17 protein-coding genes are annotated in these 19,500 nt (G+C 57.9%); 14 read left to right on the plus strand and 3 right to left on the minus strand.

From position 1 onward, the window contains the following. The first annotated feature begins 173 nt into the window (after positions 1 to 173). From OSH09_RS10770 to OSH09_RS10780, 3 genes are read left to right on the plus strand one after another with little or no spacing between them, the layout of a single operon-like run. A complete protein-coding gene (locus tag OSH09_RS10770) occupies positions 174 to 2,468 on the plus strand; it encodes an NADP-dependent malic enzyme (RefSeq protein WP_266120985.1) in 2,295 nt (764 codons plus the stop codon). An 8-nt stretch (positions 2,469 to 2,476) separates the two neighbouring features. Continuing rightward, positions 2,477 to 3,673 (plus strand): patatin-like phospholipase family protein, encoded by a 1,197-nt coding sequence (locus OSH09_RS10775; RefSeq protein WP_266120986.1) that lies wholly within the window; start codon positions 2,477 to 2,479, stop codon positions 3,671 to 3,673. Continuing rightward, positions 3,673 to 4,140: a barstar family protein gene (locus tag OSH09_RS10780; RefSeq protein WP_207873364.1), complete on the plus strand. Its 468-nt coding sequence runs from the start codon at positions 3,673 to 3,675 to the stop codon at positions 4,138 to 4,140. The genes OSH09_RS10775 and OSH09_RS10780 overlap by 1 nt, the downstream gene beginning before the upstream one ends. A 3-nt stretch (positions 4,141 to 4,143) precedes the next feature. On the opposite strand, the gene OSH09_RS10785 is transcribed toward OSH09_RS10780, so the two are convergent. Then, on the minus strand, positions 4,144 to 4,872 hold the full coding sequence (locus OSH09_RS10785; protein WP_266120987.1) for a 16S rRNA (uracil(1498)-N(3))-methyltransferase: 729 nt from the start codon (positions 4,870 to 4,872) through the stop codon (positions 4,144 to 4,146). A 194-nt stretch (positions 4,873 to 5,066) separates the two neighbouring features. Here OSH09_RS10785 and tkt point away from each other — a divergent pair, with 194 nt between their 5' ends. From tkt to OSH09_RS10800, 3 genes are all read left to right on the plus strand, one after another. Further along, positions 5,067 to 7,112: a transketolase gene (gene tkt, locus OSH09_RS10790; RefSeq protein ID WP_266120988.1), complete on the plus strand. Its 2,046-nt coding sequence runs from the start codon at positions 5,067 to 5,069 to the stop codon at positions 7,110 to 7,112. 12 nt (positions 7,113 to 7,124) lie between these two features. Further along, positions 7,125 to 8,138: a type I glyceraldehyde-3-phosphate dehydrogenase gene (gene gap / locus OSH09_RS10795; RefSeq protein ID WP_153229192.1), complete on the plus strand. Its 1,014-nt coding sequence runs from the start codon at positions 7,125 to 7,127 to the stop codon at positions 8,136 to 8,138. Positions 8,139 to 8,200: 62 nt separating this feature from the next. Beyond that, positions 8,201 to 9,391, plus strand: a complete 1,191-nt coding sequence (locus OSH09_RS10800) for a phosphoglycerate kinase (protein WP_279382244.1) — start codon at positions 8,201 to 8,203, stop codon at positions 9,389 to 9,391. Between the two features lie 157 nt (positions 9,392 to 9,548). On the opposite strand, the gene OSH09_RS10805 is transcribed toward OSH09_RS10800, so the two are convergent. Further along, positions 9,549 to 10,469 carry an NAD-dependent epimerase/dehydratase family protein gene (locus OSH09_RS10805; RefSeq protein ID WP_376912312.1) on the minus strand — a complete coding sequence of 307 codons (921 nt, stop codon included), beginning with the start codon at positions 10,467 to 10,469 and terminating at the stop codon, positions 9,549 to 9,551. Between OSH09_RS10805 and OSH09_RS10810 the strand changes: the two genes are divergently transcribed. From OSH09_RS10810 to OSH09_RS10845, 8 genes are all read left to right on the plus strand, one after another. Continuing rightward, positions 10,468 to 11,910 (plus strand): aldehyde dehydrogenase family protein, encoded by a 1,443-nt coding sequence (locus OSH09_RS10810; protein WP_266120989.1) that lies wholly within the window; start codon positions 10,468 to 10,470, stop codon positions 11,908 to 11,910. The two genes, OSH09_RS10805 and OSH09_RS10810, sit on opposite strands and share 2 nt — an antisense overlap. Positions 11,911 to 12,046: 136 nt before the next feature. Further along, positions 12,047 to 12,805: an SDR family oxidoreductase gene (locus OSH09_RS10815; RefSeq protein WP_207873369.1), complete on the plus strand. Its 759-nt coding sequence runs from the start codon at positions 12,047 to 12,049 to the stop codon at positions 12,803 to 12,805. Between the two features lie 80 nt (positions 12,806 to 12,885). After that, a complete protein-coding gene (mog, locus tag OSH09_RS10820; protein WP_207873370.1) occupies positions 12,886 to 13,515 on the plus strand; it encodes a molybdopterin adenylyltransferase in 630 nt (209 codons plus the stop codon). Between the two features lie 81 nt (positions 13,516 to 13,596). Further along, a complete protein-coding gene (gene fba, locus OSH09_RS10825) occupies positions 13,597 to 14,661 on the plus strand; it encodes a class II fructose-bisphosphate aldolase (protein WP_207873371.1) in 1,065 nt (354 codons plus the stop codon). A gap of 138 nt (positions 14,662 to 14,799) precedes the next feature. After that, on the plus strand, positions 14,800 to 15,681 hold the full coding sequence (locus OSH09_RS10830) for a phosphoribosylaminoimidazolesuccinocarboxamide synthase (RefSeq protein WP_009455127.1): 882 nt from the start codon (positions 14,800 to 14,802) through the stop codon (positions 15,679 to 15,681). A 78-nt stretch (positions 15,682 to 15,759) separates the two neighbouring features. Beyond that, positions 15,760 to 16,272 (plus strand): 5-(carboxyamino)imidazole ribonucleotide mutase, encoded by a 513-nt coding sequence (gene purE / locus OSH09_RS10835; protein ID WP_207873372.1) that lies wholly within the window; start codon positions 15,760 to 15,762, stop codon positions 16,270 to 16,272. Between the two features lie 24 nt (positions 16,273 to 16,296). After that, on the plus strand, positions 16,297 to 17,469 hold the full coding sequence (locus tag OSH09_RS10840; protein ID WP_243430217.1) for a 5-(carboxyamino)imidazole ribonucleotide synthase: 1,173 nt from the start codon (positions 16,297 to 16,299) through the stop codon (positions 17,467 to 17,469). Continuing rightward, positions 17,462 to 18,487: an L-threonylcarbamoyladenylate synthase gene (locus tag OSH09_RS10845; RefSeq protein WP_266120990.1), complete on the plus strand. Its 1,026-nt coding sequence runs from the start codon at positions 17,462 to 17,464 to the stop codon at positions 18,485 to 18,487. The genes OSH09_RS10840 and OSH09_RS10845 overlap by 8 nt, the downstream gene beginning before the upstream one ends. Before the next feature lie 41 nt (positions 18,488 to 18,528). Here OSH09_RS10845 and OSH09_RS10850 read toward each other — a convergent pair whose 3' ends face one another. Further along, positions 18,529 to 19,368, minus strand: coding sequence for an alpha/beta fold hydrolase (locus OSH09_RS10850; protein ID WP_266120991.1), 840 nt, complete (start codon positions 19,366 to 19,368; stop codon positions 18,529 to 18,531). Between the last annotated feature and the right edge of the window lie 132 nt (positions 19,369 to 19,500).

The following is a 19,500-nucleotide window of genomic DNA, read 5'->3' on the forward strand; positions in this document are numbered from 1 at the left end:
TGCTTTGGCCCTGGAGGCCGAGCAAGGCGACTGGAGCACAGGAGACAAGAACGGCATTCAGCGACAGGAAGTTTGGGCAAGCCAGGAGCTTGTTTGAATTGGCGCTGACAGGCGACGGTGACTTTCTGGCGATTCCGGTCCGTTTTAAATGGATTTTTGGGTAGGAATACAGCATGGACGCCAATTTTCGGAAAGCAGCCCTGGAATATCACGAACAGGGCAGGCCCGGAAAACTCTCGGTCACGCCGACCAAGCAACTGTCAAACCAGCGAGATCTGGCGCTGGCGTATTCGCCTGGAGTTGCGGCGGCCTGCGAGGAAATCGTCAATGATCCGCAAAATGCGTTCCGTTATACCGGTCGGGGCAATCTGGTTGGAGTGATCTCCAACGGTACCGCCGTGTTGGGCCTGGGCAATATTGGCCCTCTGGCTGCCAAACCGGTCATGGAAGGCAAGGCCGTGCTGTTCAAGAGCTTTGCGGGTCTGGATGTCTTTGATATCGAAATCAATGAAACCGACCCCGACAAGCTGGTCGATATTATTGCGGGCCTGGAGCCGACCTTTGGCGGCATCAATCTGGAAGACATCAAAGCGCCCGAGTGCTTCGAGGTAGAGCGCAAGCTGCGCCAGCGCATGAGCATTCCTGTTTTTCACGACGACCAGCATGGCACGGCCATTTGCGTGACCGCGGCCTTTCTGAATGGCCTGAGCGTGGTGGAAAAAGACATCAAGCAGGTCAAGGTGGTGACGTCCGGGGCCGGTGCTGCCGCGCTGGCTTGCCTGGACCTGATGATTGATATGGGCCTGCCGCTGGAAAATATCTGGGTGACGGATATTGATGGCGTGTTGTACGAAGGCCGTCCCGGTAATCCGGTGCCCGAGCTGGCTCGTTTTGCCAAACAGACCGACGCCCGTACCTTGAGTGACGTAATTGATGGGGCTGATGTGTTTCTGGGCTTGTCCGCCGGTGGCGTGCTCAAGCCCGAAATGCTGAAGAACATGGCTCCCCGGCCCTTGATTCTGGCCTTGGCCAATCCGAATCCCGAGATCCTGCCTGAAGACGCTCACGCCGTGCGTGACGATGTGGTCATGGCAACGGGCCGTTCGGACTACCCGAATCAGGTCAATAACGTGCTGTGCTTCCCGTACATTTTCCGTGGTGCGCTGGATGTAGGCGCCACCACGATTACGCGTGGTATGGAAAAAGCCGCTGTGCTGGCGATTTGCCAACTGGCTCGCGAAGAGCAGGACGAAGGCGTGGCTGCTGCTTATGGATTGGAGGAAGTCTCTTTCGGTCCGTCTTTCTTTATTCCCCGCCCCTTTGACTCGCGCCTGATCGTGCGTATTGCACCGGCTGTGGCCAAGGCGGCCATGGAAGAGGGCGTGGCCACCAGGCCGATTGCGGACCTGAAGAGCTATATCTATCAGCTACGCCAGTTCGTTTACAAGTCCGGCTCCTTCATGAAGCCGATTTACTCCTTGGCCCGTGGACTGGTGCAGGACGGGGCTAAATCGCGCGTGGTCTTTAGCGAAGGCGAGGACGAGCGTGTATTGCGCGCCGTGCAGATTATTGTGGACGAAGGTCTGGCGACCCCCATTCTGGTGGGCCGTCCTGCCGTTTTGCAACAGCGTATTGAGCGCTATGGCTTGCGGCTGCGTCTGGGTATTGATGTGGAAGTGACCAACCCCGAGCAGGATGATCGCTTTCACCGCTACTGGACCAGTTACTGGGAAATCATGTCGCGTCGCGGTATCAGTAAAGAGATGGCGCGTGTAGAAATGCGCCGTCGCCCGACCTTGATCGGCGCCATGATGCTGCATCTGGGCGATGCCGATGGCATGATCTGCGGCACCGTGGGCCGTTACGAGAACCACCTGGAACTGGTGGATCAGGTAATCGGTAAAGCACCGGGTGTGCAGACCTATGCCGCCATGAATATTTTGCTGCTCAGCGAACGTACCGTGGCCTTGACGGATACGCACGTCAACCACGATCCCGATTCGGATCAGGTGGCAGAAATTACCTTGGCGGCGGCACGCAAGATGCGCCAGTTCAATATCGAGCCCAAGGTGGCTTTGCTGTCCAGCTCCAACTTTGGCACAAACGATTCGCCAGCCGCTGTCACCATGCGCGGTGCGCTGGAGCGTGTGCGCAAGCTGGACCCCAGTCTGGAAGTGGATGGGGAAATGCATGGCGACTGCGCGCTGGATGAAAAAGCCCGCCATCAAATCCTGCCGACTTCGGCCTTGAGCGGCGAGGCCAATTTGCTGGTCTGCCCGAACGTGGAAGCAGGCAATATTGCCTACAACCTGCTCAAGACGGCAGCGGGCGGTAACGTGGCCATCGGTCCCTTCTTGTTGGGCGCACGGGCACCGGTACACATCATGACGTCCACCTCCTCGGTGCGCCGTATCGTCAATATGACGGCGGTGACGGTGGTGGATGCCAACGTCGCTACTGAAGGCTGATACTTATCATGATCCAGCGCTCTCCCGCTCCTGTGGCATTAATTTTGAATGGGGGCGGTGCGCGCGGTGCGTATCAGGCCGGGGTGTTGGCCGGTTTGCTGGAGCTGCTGGACGCTGATCGCAACCCTCAGTTTCGCAATCCCTTCGATATTATTTGTGGCTCTTCGGCAGGCTCCATCAATGCTGCCGGATTAGCTTGCCGCGCTGACAAGCCTCACGAGGCTGTCGACCATATACAACAGCTATGGGGCTCGTTGCGCACCAACGATATTTTTCATGCTGACCCTTTGCAGTTGCTGGCGACCAGTGTGCACTGGGTGGCCACGCTGGCCTTGGGCTGGCTGGCCCCGCGTCTGCGTGACCATGTGCCGCACTCCATGCTGGACAATTCACCGTTGCGCGACCTGCTGGAAGAGAGCCTGGACTTCGATCGTTTGCAGCGCAATCTGGCCCAGCAGCATGTGGGAGCGCTGGCGATTACGGCTGCGGCTTACACCACGGGCGAGCACCTGACTTTCTACCAGTCCGACGAGCGTATCCGGCCCTGGTCCCGCAATCTGCGCCGTGCCATCCCTGGGGTGATCGGGGTGGACCACCTGATGGCCTCCAGTGCGATTCCCTTCATGTTTCCGGCCCAGTCCCTGCAAGTGAGCAAGCAAACCCAGTGGTGCGGGGACGGGACGATGCGTCAGTTGGCCCCCATCAGCCCGGCCATTCATCTGGGGGCGCACAAGGTGCTGATTGTGGGCACCGGATACGCGGACAACACTTATCACGAGCAGGAATGCAAAGATCCGCCATACCCCTCTTTGGCGCAGATCAGTGGCTATGCTTTATCCAACATATTCCTCGATAGTGTGTCAACGGATATTGAGCGTATGGAACGCATCAATACATTGCTTGCCTATATGCCTGCAAATGTATTACAAAGCCAATCGCTGCGTCCTGTCAGCACGTTTGCCATCACTCCCAGCCGCTCGCTGGATGAAATTGCCACCCGGCATATTCATCAGATGCCAACTGCTGCACGTACCCTATTTCGAGTACTTGGTGTATCTTCAAAGTCCGGTCCGACCACAGGCGGCGCATTAATTTCATACTTGTTATTCGAGTCCGGCTACACCCAAGAGCTGATCGAGTTAGGAAAGACCGATACCATGAGTCGTCGTGAAGAAGTGTTAGCGTTTTTTAAGGAAGCGTCCTGATGAGCCAATCCCTGACTTTGCAAGAAGCTTTGCAACAAGGCGGTGTGCTCGACGCAACGGGCCTGACGGCTGCTGATTTTCTGGAGCAGGCACAGGACCAGGGGCTTACCGCCCTGGAAGTAAGTTGCGATCGTGCGCGCAATCGTTCTGCTGTGCTGCGAGCAGTCGCCAAGGCTGTCGATTACCCTGAATTTTTTGGTGGCAATCTGGATGCGCTCTACGATTGCCTGTGTGACACCGTGCTGGATCAGAAAGCAGGCCTGGCCCTGTGGCTGGACAATCTGCACAGTGGTGATCCTGCATTGGAAAAAGACGCCCAGGCTATTTTGGGTGTGTGTGAAGATGTGCAAGCCTGGGCCTCGAATAACGAGCGCCTGTTTGTATGTGCCGTTCTGCACGCTGGCAAGCATCCTGACCCTGAACCGGGTGAGACCCCTGCTTCCTACTCCAGCCAGGACGAGGAATAAGCCTTATTCCCAGCCTTGCAAGGCGCTGATCGCTGCTGTCAGCGCCAAGGCGGCGGTTTCGGTTCGCAGCACGCGGTGCCCGAAACGAATCGCCTGAGCCTGGGCACGTAGTGCCAGCTCTTGTTCTTCGGGCGACCAACCGCCCTCGGGGCCAATCAATATCGTCATGGCCTGATCTTGCGGCCCAATGGCTTGCGCCAACTGTTTGGGCGCATCGGGATCACAAAATAGATGTAGGCCGGTTTCGGCCTCGCGAAAATACTCAGCCAAGCTCAGCGGCGCGGTCAGTTCCATGAGGCGGTTGCGGCCACATTGCTCGCTGGCCGATTCAATAACTCGTTGCCAATGGCTCATGCGCTTGACCTGTCGCTCTGCATTAAGTTGAAGCACGCTGCGCTGCGCCCGAATCGGGACGAAACGACTGACGCCCATTTCCACCGCTTTTTCGATAATCCAGTCCATCTTGTCGCTGGAGGCAATGCCTTGCAGCACGGTGATGCGGCCAGCCAGTTCACGCTCTGGGGTCTGGGCCGCACCCAGATCGGCATAGCCTTTCTTGCCGTCGATGCGCAAGGTGGCCGGATATTCCGTTCCCTGTCCATCAAACAGCACGATGTCCTGGCCGTCCTTCAATCGCAGGACCCGAATGGCGTGATGCGCCAGTGCTTCGGGCAGGGCGACCTCAGTGTCGGCCGTCAGGGCACAGGGGGAGTAGAAACGGGGAGTGGCCATATCAAGACACCATCAAGCATAAAAAACCGCACAAGCATACCGTACCCGAGCTTGGGGACGAAAGCGCAAGGCCCTAGGTCTAGTGGGGCCGATTTGGCGCCAGCGATGCTAAAATAGCGCGTTTTATAAACTAATCAGGGCCGTGAGCCGTCCGCTAGCCGGAATTGTCGCGCCGCCGCCCCAATGAGCTTCTAATGGATATTGCGTCAGCCTCTGATAAAACCCTTGCCAATGCCATCCGTGCCTTGTCTATGGATGCCGTGCAACAAGCTAATTCGGGCCACCCCGGTGCGCCTATGGGCATGGCCGATATCGCCCAGGTTCTCTGGTCCCGACATCTGAAACACAACCCTGCCGACCCTGCCTGGTTTGATCGCGACCGTTTTGTGTTGTCAAACGGCCACGGTTCCATGCTGATCTACGCTTTGTTGCACCTTAGCGGCTACGACCTGCCCATGGACGAGCTGCGCAACTTCCGTCAGATGCATTCGCGCACGCCGGGCCACCCTGAAGTGGGTATTACCTCGGGTGTGGAAACCACCACGGGTCCTTTGGGCCAGGGTCTGGGCAATGCCGTTGGTTTTGCACTGGCTGAAGCCTTGCTGGCGCGCGAGTTCAACCGCGAAGGCCACGATGTGGTCGATCACCTGACCTGGGTTTTTGCTGGCGACGGCTGTCTGATGGAAGGTATCTCGCACGAGGCTTGCTCTCTGGCCGGTACCTGGAAACTGTCCAAACTGGTCGTGATGTACGACGACAACGGCATCTCCATCGACGGTAAGGTCGAGAACTGGTTTGGTGACGACACTCCCGCTCGTTTTGAAAGCTACGGCTGGAATGTGATCCGCGCCGTTGACGGCCACGATGCCGCTTCGATCCACAACGCGATTGAACAGGCTCGCCGCAACGCGAAAGAGGGCACGGGTCCTACCCTGATTTGCTGCCGTACCGTGATCGGTAAGGGCGCTCCTAACGCTGCTGGTTCCGAGAAAGTCCACGGTGCTCCTCTGGGTGCTGATGAAATCGCCGCCACCCGTGCCGCGCTGGACTGGAACCACGGTCCGTTTGAAATTCCTCAGGAAGTCTACCAAGGCTGGGATTGCCGCGAAAAAGGCGGTGCTCAGCAGGCGGAATGGCAAAAGCGTTTTGACGCCTACAGCCAGGCTTACCCTGAATTGGCCGCCGAACTGGCCCGTCGTTTGAAAGGCGAACTGCCTGCCGACTACAGCGCCAAAGTACAGGCCTTTATTGAAGAAACTGCTCAGAAAGCGGAAACCATTGCATCGCGTAAAGCCTCGCAATTGGCAATCAGTGCCTTGGTCAATGTGCTGCCAGAAATGCTGGGCGGCTCGGCGGACCTGACCGGCTCGAACTTCACCGACTGGAAGGGTGCCGAAGCCGTTCGCGCCCACGCCGACGGTGTGCATTTTGGTCGCCACATCAACTACGGTGTGCGTGAATTCGGTATGGCCGCCATCATGAATGGTCTGGCTCTGCACGGTGGTTACCTGCCTTTTGGCGGCACCTTCCTGACTTTCTCCGACTACTCGCGCAATGCCATCCGTATGGCTGCCCTGATGAAGCAGCGTGTTGTGCACGTATTCACCCACGACTCCATCGGTCTGGGCGAAGACGGTCCTACGCACCAGTCCATCGAGCACGCCAACAGCCTGCGCCTGATCCCCAACCTGCACGTCTGGCGTCCTTGCGACACCACGGAAACTGCCGTGGCCTGGGCCTGCTCGGTCGAGCGTCCTACCAGCATTGGCATGGACGTACAGAACGGTGGTCCTAGCGCCTTGCTCTTGTCGCGCCAGAATTTGCCATTCGTCGAGCGCGATGCGCAAACCATTCAGAACATCCGTCGTGGTGGCTACGTGCTGCGTGACGCGCAAGATGCGCGCGCCATCATCATGGCAACCGGCTCGGAAATCGGTTTGGCTCTGCAAGCTCAGGAACAACTGGCTCAGCAAGGTATTGCGACCCGCGTGGTGTCCATGCCTTGTACCAACCTGTTCGACGCCCAGGACAAACAGTGGCGTGATCAAGTTTTGACTCCCGGTATCCCGCGTGTTGCGGTTGAAGCCGGTACGACAGGGCTGTGGTTCAAGTACGTGGGCCTGGAAGGCGCCGTGGTGGGTATTGATACCTACGGTGAATCTGCTCCGGCTGGCGTCCTGTTCAAGCATTTTGGTCTGACAGCAGAGAAGGTCGCTGAGGCCGTTCAAGAAATTTTGTAATTGGAGTCTGATATGACGATTCGCGTCGCAATCAATGGTTATGGTCGTATCGGCCGCATGATCTTGCGTGCCCACTACGAGTACGGCAAAAAACACGATATCGAGATCGTGGCCATCAACGCCTCGGGCGGTGCCGAGATCAACGAACACCTGACTCGCTATGACTCCGTGCATGGCCGTTTCAACGCCGATGTGTCGCTGGATGGCGACTACCTGGTGGTCAACGGCGACCGTATCCGCCTGCTGAGCCAGCGCGATGCGCTGACCCTGCCTTGGGCTGAACTGGGTGTGGATGTGGTGCTGGAATGTACCGGCGCTTTCACCACCAAGGAAAAAGCTGGTGAGCACATTCAAGCCGGTGCCAAGAAAGTCATCATCTCGGCCCCCGGTGGCAAAGATGTGGACGCCACCATCGTGTACGGTGTGAACCACGACATTCTGAAGAGTACCGACACCGTTATCTCTAACGCATCGTGCACCACCAACTGCCTGGCTCCCTTGGTTGCTCCTTTGCACAAGGAACTGGGCGTGGTCAGCGGTCTGATGACCACCATTCACGCGTACACGAACGACCAGGTTCTGACTGACGTGCGTCACAAGGACATGCGCCGTGCCCGTTCGGCTACCAGCAGCATGATCCCAACCAAGACCGGTGCCGCTGCTGCCGTGGGTCTGGTGCTGCCAGAACTGAATGGCAAGCTGGACGGTTACGCCGTGCGCGTTCCTACTATCAACGTGTCCATGGTTGACCTGACCTTCGTGGCCAGCCGCAACACCAGCGTTGAAGAAGTGAATGGCATCCTGAAGGCGGCTTCGGAAGGCGCCATGAAGGGCATTCTGGACTACTGCACCGAACCTCTGGTGTCCATCGACTTCAACCACACCACCGCTTCCAGCACGGTTGATTCCCTGCTGACCAAAGTTACCGGCGGCAATATGGTTAAAGTGGCTGCCTGGTACGACAACGAATGGGCCTTCTCCATTCGTATGCTCGACAGCACCATCGCACTGATGTCGGCCAAGTAAGATCTGAATAGCAGGGGCGGGATTTCCCGCCCCTGTCACGTTAATTCCCAGAACAAAAAATCATGTCTACAAGCATCAAGACCTTGTCTGCGCTGGCCGAAACGGACGCGCTGCGAGGCAAGCGGGTGTTTATCCGCTCTGATCTGAATGTCCCCCTGCAAGACGGACGTATTACCGAAGACACGCGTGTGCGTGCCTCGGTGCCTGCCATTCGCATGGCGCTGGATGCCGGTGCTGCAGTAATGGTCACGTCTCACCTGGGTCGCCCCAAAGAAGGCGAGTGCCAGCCTGTGGATTCGCTGGAACCTGTGGTGCAGCGTTTGTCCGAATTGTTGGGCATGCCAGTTGAGCTGCGTCGCAATTGGCTGGATGGCGTGCAAGTGTCGCCCGGTCAGGTGGTCTTGCTGGAGAACTGCCGCTGCAATGTGGGCGAGAAGAAGAACGAACCCGAATTGGCTCGCAAAATGGCGGCCTTGTGTGACGTTTACGTAAACGACGCCTTCGGTACGGCTCACCGTGCTGAAGCGACCACCGAAGGTATCGCCCGTTTTGCCCCTGTGGCGTGCGCCGGTCCTTTGCTGGAAGCCGAGTTGAAGGCTCTGGGCCGTGCCCTGAACCAGCCCGCCCGTCCTCTGGTGGCGATTGTGGGCGGTGCCAAGGTGTCGACCAAACTGTCCATCCTGCGCGCTTTGGCTGAAAAAGTTGACCAGCTAGTGGTCGGTGGCGGCATTGCCAACACCTTCATGATGGCTAGTGGCTTGTCTGTGGGCAAATCCCTGGTGGAAGAAAGCCAGTTGGAAGAGGCTCGCGAAGTTATCCGCATCATGAAAGAGCGCGGTGCTGAAGTACCTATCCCAGTGGATGTGGTGTGCGCCAAGTCCTTTGCGGCAGATGCAGTTGCTGAAACCAAATCAGCAGATCAGGTGCAAGAGGATGATTTGATTCTGGATGTGGGCCCGCAAACGGCTCAGCAGATCGCAGACATCATTGCCAAGGCTGGCACCGTGGTCTGGAACGGCCCGCTGGGCGTGTTCGAGTTCCCGGCCTTTGCACAAGGCACCGAAACCCTGTCGCGCGCGATTGCAGGCTCCAAGGCATTCTCGATTGCTGGCGGTGGCGACACCCTGGCTGCGATTGCCCAGTTCAATATTGGTGACGATGTAGACTACATCTCCACTGGCGGCGGCGCATTCCTGGAATTCCTGGAAGGCAAGCGCTTGCCTGCTGTAGCTGCATTGGAAGACAAGGCTTAAGTTAGTCTTTGCTGCATAAGGAAAAAAGCCAGTCAACAGAGGTTGACTGGCTTTTTTCTTGGTTACCGCCTGGCTGTATTAAGTAGTTAATAAATGCAGGCGGGTCCGAGTCACTCCGGTGGCATCAAACTACGAGACCCAAAGCGGCAGACTTTGTTCACGCCCCATCTTTAATCAACTGCGCATACCCTTGCAGAGCATCCGGCCAGTCCAGTTGAAACCCGCTATCCAGCAGTCGCTGGTTGCTCAGGCGCTTGCCACCCTCGTTGGATTGTCGCCGTTCGGGGTGAGCCACTTCCAGCAGATCCGCCAAGCCGTCATACAGTTCAGTGATCCGGTAAGGGCGGCTGTCCGTGCCTATATAGCAGGGGAAGGGTGCAGGAGTACGCAGCAAATGCCAGCAGGCACGCGCGGCATCTTCTATATGCAGGCGGTTGGCCCAGTGTTCCGGGTCGTCTGGCACGGTCGCACGGCCTTCACGCAGGCGATCCAGTAATTGGGTACGCCCTGGCCCGTACAGGCCGCTAGGGCGGATGACGACGGCCTGGGCAGGGATGCGGTGGTGCAGCAGTTGCTCGGCCTCCAGCAGCACTTGTCCATTGAATTGCGTCGGCTCGGTTGGTGAGTTCTCGTCCACCCACTCGTTGGAGGGGCCATAGACCGCGCTGGATGAAACAAACACAAAGCGTTTCAGGGCTTTCAGGTCCAGCTCGTTGAGCAGATTTTCCAAACCTTGCAGAAATACGCGCTCGTAAGCGGCCTGACTACGCTGGTCGGGAGAGACGGCGTAGAGTACGTGGGTAATCTTGCGGTGTTTCAGACGCAGGGACGTGGGCTCGCTCAGATCTGCTTCCACCCATTCAATCCCGCTATTGTCTTCCAGGGGGATATGACGGCGCAGCCCAATAACCGGCCATTCGTGATGGCGGGCCAGCTTACCGGTGCGGGTGCCCAGATCGCCAGCGCCAGCTAAAAGCAAAGTACGGTGTCGAGAGTCCAAAGCAGCAGGTCCTTGAGTAGAATGATCTCGAGCAAAGCTCGATTGGCTGAAGATAACAATAGCATTGGAGGCGGTCATGGAGTGTCGCAATTGGATTGACGGACAGCAACTTGGCGCGGAGGGCGGTGGTTTGCTACCAGTTATCGACCCCTCCACTGGCGAAACCTTCGCCCGCTTGGCGCAATCGTCCGAGGTGGATATTGATTGGGCCGTTCAGGCTGCCCGGCGTGCCAGCCAGGGGCCGTGGAGCCGCCTCAGTGCGGCGCAGCGCAGCCAGTTGCTGCTGCGTTGTGCCCGAACCCTGTCTGATGCGCGCGAGGAGCTGGCGCGGCTGGAGTCGCGTGATACCGGCAAGCCTTTGCGTCAGGCCCAGTCCGATGCTGCCGCTATTGTCCGCTATTTTGAGTTTTATGCCGGGGCGGTGGACAAGCTGCATGGTCAAACCATCCCGTTGGGCTGGGAGATGACGGCCTTTACCCTGCGCGAGCCCTTGGGGGTGACGGCGCATATCATTCCCTGGAATTACCCTTTGCAGATCTTTGGCCGCAGCGTGGCGGCCTCCTTGGCGGCCGGTAATACCTGCGTAGTCAAACCGGCAGAAGACGCCAGCCTGTCCTTGCTGCGCGTCGCAGAGCTCTTGCACGAGGCTGGCTTGCCTTCCGGCGTACTGAATATTTGTACTGGCCTGGGCAGCGAGGCGGGCCAGGCCCTGGCGGCGCATACCGGCATCAACCATATTTCTTTTACCGGCTCTCCCGGCACAGGCCGTCAGGTGGCCTTGCAAGCCGCGCAGAACTTTGTGCCGGTAACCTTGGAACTGGGCGGCAAGTCTCCTCAAATCGTGTTCTCGGATGCGGATCTGGACGCTGCTCTGCCTGTGGTCGTCAATGCGATTGTGCAAAATGCCGGGCAGACTTGCTCGGCAGGCAGCCGGGTGCTGATTCAGCGCGCTATTTATGGCGACTTTACCGAGCGTCTGGCCGAAGCCTTCAAAGCCTTGCTGACCGGGGCGGCCAGCGACAATCTGGATTGCGGTCCCCTGATCAGTGCGCAGCAGCAGGCGCGGGTCCGTTCCTATCTGGAGAATCTGGACAAGGACGGCATTGTGGTGCTGGCTCAAGGCAAGCTGGATTCTAAAGCCCCGGCGGGTGGCTTCTACCAAGTGCCTGTTTTATTGGGGCATGTGCCTGTTGAACATCGTCTGGCGCAGGAAGAAATCTTTGGCCCTGTGCTGGTGGCTCAGCCTTTTGGCACGGAGCAAGAAGCAATCGACATGGCCAATGGCACGCCTTATAGCCTGGTGGCCGGAGTTTGGACCCGTGATGGCGCCCGTCAGGTGCGCATGGCTCGGCAATTGCGGGCCGGTCAGGTCTTTGTGAATAACTACGGTGCAGCAGGCGGGGTGGAGCTGCCTTTCGGTGGCACCGGGCAGTCCGGCATCGGGCGTGAAAAGGGCTTTGAGGCCTTGTATGCCCTGACCAGTCTGAAAACAGTTGCTCTACGTCATGCAGTCAACTAATCACAGGAGTCTTTAGGGTAAGCGCGGCTGTGGTGCCGGGCGTTTTCTGGCAGCATGGCTGCTGAACGCTAAACCGTATTTCTACATGGCGGCGCAAAGCCGCCATTTCTATATAAAAAAGCAGAAGGAGACAAACATGCGATTGCAAGACAAAGTGGCTATCGTGACGGGCGGTGCCTCGGGTTTTGGTCTGGGCATTGCACAGCGCTTTGCACGCGAAGGAGCGCGTGTACTGATTGCTGACCTGAATGCAGAGCAAGGGCAGGCAGCCGCCGCCCAGATTCAGGCACAAGGCGGTCAGGCCATTTTTGCCGCTTGCGACGTCTCGCAAGGGGACGAAGTTCATGCCCTGTTGGATATTGCCCTGCGCGAATGCGGCGGGCTGCACATTGTGGTGAACAATGCAGGCACCACACACCGCAACAAGCCTTTGCTGGAGGTGAGTGAAAGCGAGTTCGATCTGGTCTATGCCGTCAATGTGAAAAGCATTTACTGGAGTGCCAAACACTTTGTGCCGTACTTGCGGGCTCAGGGTTCGGGGTCGTTCATCAATATCGCCTCGACTGCCGCTTTGCGGCCTCGTCCCGGTCTGGTCTGGTACAACGGCACAAAAGGTGCCGTGGTGACGATCAGCAAGGGGATGGCAGCCGAATTGGGTCCGGACAATATTCGGGTCAACTGCATCAACCCGGTGATTGGTGACACGGCATTGCTGGAACAATTCATGGGTATGCCCGATACCCCCGAAAACCGCAGCCGCTTTTTGGCGGGAATTCCGCTGGGCCGTTTTTGCACACCCAAGGATGTTGCTGCTGCTGCGCTGTATCTGGCTTCCGATGAGGCCGAGTTTGTGACCGGCACCTGCATCGAGGTAGATGGCGGCCGTTGTATTTAAGCGCCACTGCGATTCGTTACAATCGTGCTATTGGCAGGCCCGTTAAGGGCCTGTAGTTTATTTCGCTTCCAAGGAAAAGCATGACATTCAATCGACAGTCTTCTCGCGAACATCCGGATCAATTGCGCATAGGCTTGGTGTCGGTTTCGGATCGCGCCTCCAGCGGACAGTACCAGGATCAAGGTATACCGGCGCTGCGCCGCTGGCTGGATTCCGCCTTGACGGTCGCGCCAGCCTATCTGGAGCGCCTGATTCCGGATGAGCGAGCCCAGATTACCGGCACCCTGATCGAGTTGGTCGAGGCCGGTTGCGACCTGATTCTGACCACCGGCGGCACGGGCCCGGCCCGTCGCGATGTGACGCCAGAGGCCACTCTGGACGCGGGAACGCGCGAAATGCCCGGATTCGGTGAACAGATGCGCCAAATCAGTTTAAAATTCGTACCAACAGCGATTTTGTCGCGGCAAGTTGCGGTCATCCGAGAAATTCAGGACCACGCTGCTCTGATTATCAATCTGCCTGGGCAGCCCAAAGCCATTCAGGAAACACTGGAAGGATTACGGGATACAGAAACCGGACAGGTATTGGTTCCCGGTATTTTTGCAGCCGTTCCTTATTGCATCGACCTGATCGGCGGGCCCTACGCACAAACTCACGAGCATGTGGTGCAAGCGTTCCGCCCCAAGTCGGCGCGTCGGACCGCCAGTTAACACGCTCAACAAACAATCGGCTGGACACGAACCGTGCCCAGCCAAGTTTTTCAATTATTTTAGTCTTCAGGAGGTCTTTTCATGGCCCTAGTTTCCATGCGCCAGCTGCTCGATCATGCGGCCGAGCACGGTTATGGTATTCCAGCGTTCAACGTCAATAACCTGGAGCAGGTCCAGGCCATTATGGAAGCCGCCTCGGAGACGGACAGTCCCGTCATCATGCAGGCTTCGGCGGGTGCTCGTAAGTACGCGGGTGGCGATTTTCTGCGTCACCTGATCGAAGCTGCGGTTGAGTCCTACCCCAACATCCCTGTGGTGATGCACCAGGATCACGGCCAGTCCCCCGAAATCTGCAAAGGCGCCATCGACCTGGGTTTCTCCAGCGTAATGATGGACGGCTCCTTGCTGCCAGACGGCAAAACCATTGCCGACTTTGAATACAACGTGGAAGTGACCCGCAAAGTGGTCGACATGGCTCACAAGCTGGGCGTGACCGTTGAAGGCGAGCTGGGTTGCCTGGGTTCCCTGGAAACCATGCAGGGCGACAAGGAAGACGGCCACGGTGCGGACGGCGTTTTGACCCTGGATCAGTTGTTGACCGACCCTGAGCAAGCGGCTGAGTTCGTGACCCGCACTCAACTGGACGCGCTGGCTATCGCCATCGGCACCAGCCACGGTGCTTACAAGTTCACCCGCAAGCCTACTGGTGACATCCTGTCCATCGAGCGTGTGAAAGAAATTCACCGTCGTTTGCCCAACACCCACCTGGTCATGCACGGCAGCTCCAGCGTGCCTCAGGAACTGCTGGCTGAAATCCGCCAGTTCGGTGGCGACATGAAAGAAACCTACGGCGTGCCTGTGGAAGAAATTCAGGAAGCCATCAAGTACGGTGTGCGCAAGGTCAATATCGACACCGATATCCGTTTGGCCATGACCGCTGCCATCCGTCGCTTCATGTTTGAAAACCCAGAGAAATTCGACCCGCGCGAATACCTGAAACCTGCTCGCGAAGCCGCCAAGAAAGTGTGCGTGGCCCGCTACCAGGAATTCGGCGCTGCTGGTCAGGCTTCCAAGATCAAGGCCATTCCTTTGCAGGAAATCGCCCGCCAGTACAGCACCGGCGAGCTGTCCCAGATCGTTCAGTAATTTTGTCAGGCGGAGCAGGAGTGGGCAGCACGACTGCCCGCCCCGGTTCCGCGTCTTTGCCCGGTGCCGCAGGCGCCGGGATTGTCGTCCCGCCTGCATCCATAGTCAGCGGGATGTTTTCGTTTTAAGGATGAAATCGTGCAAGAGCCCTTACATCAATCCAGCCTGAGCTCCTTGCCGCTACTCGCGCGCGGCAAAGTTCGGGACATGTATGCGGTGGGTGAGGATAAGTTGTTGATCGTGGCCAGTGATCGCATTTCGGCATTCGACGTGATTCTGGACGACCCCATTCCCGGCAAGGGCGCTGTCTTGACGCAGATGACCGAATTCTGGCTGAACAAGCTGGCACACATCATCCCTAATCACACGACGGGCGTGAACCCGGTTGATGTGGTGGCGCCTGAAGAGCGTGCTCAAGTCGAAGGCCGCTCCATGGTGGTCAAGCGCTTGAAGCCCATCATGGTGGAAGCGGTGGCTCGTGGTTACCTGATTGGTTCGGGCTGGAAAGACTACCAGGCGACAGGTGCTGTTTGTGGTATCACCTTGCCTGCTGGCTTGAAGCAAGCCGCCAAGCTGCCTCACGTGCTGTTTACACCGGCTGCCAAAGCAGAAATGGGCTCGCACGACGAGAACGTGGATTTTGCGCACGTGGTCAAGGAAGTGGGCCAGGAGCTGGCTGAGCAGATTCGTGATGTGACCTTGCGTCTGTACACCGAAGCCGCTGACTACGCCGCCAGCCGTGGCATCCTGATCGCTGACACCAAGTTTGAGTTCGGTCTGGATGATCAAGGCCAACTGCATTTGATGGACGAAGTGCTGACTCCGGATTCCTCGCGTTTCTGGCCAGCCGACAGCTATGCCGAAGGCATCAGCCCACCGTCCTACGACAAGCAATTTGTGCGTGATTGGCTGGAAACCCAGGTTTGGGACAAGACGCCACCTGCCCCTCGCTTGCCTGCTGAAGTGGCTGAGCGCACCGCTGACAAATATCGCGAAGCGCTGGAGCGCCTGACAGCGTGAACGGGCAGTAGCTCGGATTTTCTATTTACCAAGGCGCCTGGCAGCATGGCGCCTTCTTCCTTTTAGGGCGTATCTCTGATGAGCGTACAAACTCCTGCGACCCCCACCGTCGGCATTGTGATGGGTTCCTCCAGCGACTGGGATGTCATGAGCCAGGCCGTGGCCATTCTGGATGAATTTGGCGTGTCTTACGAGTGCCGTGTGGTCTCTGCCCACCGCATGCCGATTGACATGGTGGATTACGGTGCCCAGGCGCCAGCCCGTGGCCTGAAAGCCATTATTGCGGGAGCAGGCGGGGCGGCTCATTTGCCCGGCATGCTGGCTGCCCTGACACACTTGCCTGTGTTTGGCGTACCCGTGCCTTCGCGTTACCTGCGCGGTGAGGACTCCCTGCTGTCGATTGTGCAAATGCCCAAGGGCGTGCCGGTTGCTACCTTCGCCATTGGTGAAGCGGGTGCCGCTAATGCCGCGCTGCATGTTATTGCCAATCTGGCCGTCAACGATACGGTCCTGACTGAAAAACTGATTGCGTACCGTGCCCGCCAGACTGAGGCCGCCCGAGCTATGCGCGTTCCTCCTGCCACTGCCTGATTTGATTTTGTGATGATGACCCCCATGACTGATGCTGTCCTACTGGTCCCTGGCTCCTGGCTGGGCATGATTGGAGGCGGCCAACTGGGCCGCATGTTCTGCCATAGTGCTCAAAGCCTGGGCTACAAAGTGGCGGTGCTGGACCCCGACACTCACAGCCCGGCTGGTGCCGTGGCGGATCTGCATATCTGTGCTGCCTACGATGATGCACAAGCATTGGTTCAACTGGGGGAGCTGTGCCAAGCCGTCAGTACCGAGTTCGAGAACGTACCAGCACAGTCCCTGCTGACCCTGGCCCAGCACACTCGTGTCACGCCTTCGGGTGATGCCGTGGGTATCGTGCAGGATCGTATCCGTGAAAAAGCCTTTATCGCACAAGCCGGTGTGCCAGTGGCACCCTATGCGGCCATTGAAAGCCTGGAAGACGTGCAAGCCGCCGATAGCGCCTTGTTCCCCGGCATTCTGAAGACGGCGCGCTTTGGTTATGACGGTAAAGGGCAGGCCCGTGTGGCGGACCGTGAACAGGCGCTGGCTGCCTTCAAGGAATTCGGTTCCCAAGCCTGTGTGCTGGAAGCCTTGCAGCCTTTGAAGTCCGAAATTTCGGTTGTCCTGGCCCGTGGTCTGGACGATCAGGTCAAAACCTTTCCATGTGCTCGTAACGAGCACCGTGATGGCATTTTGGCTGTGTCCACGATTAGCGCCCAGTTCCAGGACGATGTCTTGTCCGAGCAGGCCCGTCAGGCGGCGGCTGCCATTGCCCGCACCCTGGATTACGTAGGTGTGCTTTGCGTGGAATTTTTCATTCTGGAAGATGGCCGTTTGCTGGCGAATGAGGTGGCTCCTCGTCCACACAATAGTGGTCACTACACCATGAACGCCTGCGTCACCAGCCAGTTTGAACAACAGGCCCGTGTGATGGCCGCTTTGCCTTTGGGTGACACCCAGGCGCTGTGCCCATCCATGATGCTGAATATCCTGGGCGATATCTGGTTTGATGCTCAAGGCCAGATGCGTGAACCGGATTGGGCGGCTTTGCTGGCCGTACCGGGTGTGTCCTTGCACCTGTACGGTAAAACCGAGGCCCGCATAGGTCGCAAGATGGGTCACGTCAATATTGTGGGCGAGTCCGACCAGCAGGTGCGTGATCGTACGGCTCGTGCCGCGGCTGCCTTGCTCATTGCTTTTGACCATGACTGATACTCCCCACACCCCCTCTGAACAGCAAATAGAGCAGGCTGCCCGTGTGCTGGCACAAGGGGGGCTGGTGGCCTTTCCGACCGAGACGGTTTACGGCTTGGGTGCGGATGCAGAAAATCCGGCTGCTGTGCAGTTGATTTACAAGGCCAAGGGACGCCCAGCCAATCATCCTTTGATTGTGCATGTGGCTCCTGGGGCGGATCTGCGCTATTGGGTGACGGAGATCCCAGCCCTTGCGCAGCAATTGATTGACGCTTTCTGGCCCGGTCCTTTGACCCTGATTCTGCCGCGTAACCCTGCTATCCCCGATACGGTTAGTGGTGGCCAAAGCAGTATTGGTATTCGTTGCCCGTCTCATCCGGTCGCGCAGGCTTTGCTCAAACGCATGGCGGAACTCAAGCCTAGCGGGCAGGCTGGAGTGGCAGCGCCATCAGCGAATAAATTTGGTCAGGTATCGCCCACGGCGGCCAGCCATGTGCGTGACGAATTTGCCGATATGAGCGCGGACGAGCTGCTGATTGTGGAAGCGGGTTCTTCAGAAGTGGGGATCGAGTCCACTATTGTGGACGTGTCGCGTACCCATCAAGGCCTCGGTGCTGTGCTTTTGCGGCCCGGTCATATCACGGCAGCCATGATTGCCGAGGTGATCGGCTATGAGCCAGCCAGCCCGGATCAGCAAGCACCACAAGTATCGGGTAGCTTGAAAGCGCATTACGCACCCCGTACCCCTTTGTCTTTATTTGATGAAGGCAGTGCGCCTGCCGTGCAGGCCGCCCTGGCTGAAGGGGGCAAGCAGGCTGTGGTGGCCTTTGCAACCTTGCCGCCGTTCTCGGCGGATGTACACGATTGGTATGTATGCAGTCCTGATGCGCAAGTCTATGCCCAGGATTTGTACGCCATGCTGCGTCGTCTGGATCAAGGCCAGTACGAGCATATCTGGGTGCAGCGGTGCCCGACTACGCCAGCCTGGCAGGCGGTCAATGACCGCCTGGGCCGAGCAGCAGCAGCCTTTGAGTAAGGCTGCTGTTTAGTAGTGTGTGTGTGCTTTAAGGGCTGACCTTAGGGACGGAGTGAGTTCGCTGCTTGGCGAGCTGTTTGCTTCAGAAAGTCCACAATCGCCTGGTTCACCTGTGCTTCCTTATCCCGGTAGGGCAGGTGTCCGCACTGCTCCAGTTCCAGCAGCTCGGTGTGTGGCACCAACTCCTTGATGCGGCGGATTTGTTCCAGTGTGCCGTATTCATCATCCACGCCCTGGATAGCCAGAATTGGGCAGGTGATGCGGGTAACGTCTTCTTCAATATTCCAGTCGCGGAACCGGGGATCTGTCCAGGTAGCGTTCCAGCCCCAGAAAGCCGATTCCACATTGTCGTGATAACGGCCCAGACGTTCGCGCAGAAAGCCTTGTTCGTAGGCTTCGCGGGCCACCAAAATACCGCGCAGGGAAATATCTTCCACAAACAGGTGCGGGGCCATCACCACAATGCCTTGCAGCTTGTCGCTAAAGCCGCTGGCCGCCAGCAGCGCAATCGATCCGCCATCACTGTGACCGACCAGCACAATCGGGCGTTTCTTCCCATCTTCCCCCAACTGTTCCAGCAATTGCGGCAGTACTTCCAGTGACTGCTCGTGCAGATAGTCCGGCTCTTTCGGGCTATTGTCCGGGCGCGGGGTGCTGCGGCCATAGCCATAGCGTGAATACATCAGGCCACTACAGCCGGTTTGTTCACACAACTGCGCAGGCCAGTCTTTCCACATTGCAATCGAGCCCAAACCTTCGTGCAGAAACACCAGCAAAGGGGCTGTTTCCCGCTCTGGGAAAATACGTTGATATTCCAGATTAATAGCTTGGGTGCCTTGAGTCAGGCTCGCAAATTGCACAGAGGAATCGAGTGTTGTCATAGCCGTCTTGTGTACAGAAGCCCTGGACAGAGGGGGCGCTGAAGTAATTAGGAAACTCTCTTTATGCCATAGATTGATCAGAGACGCATACGCAGGCCCATCCTGATCCCTGATGTGGACATTTTGCTGCTG

Source organism: Alcaligenes parafaecalis (assembly GCF_026344135.1).
GTDB lineage: Bacteria > Pseudomonadota > Gammaproteobacteria > Burkholderiales > Burkholderiaceae_B > Alcaligenes > Alcaligenes parafaecalis.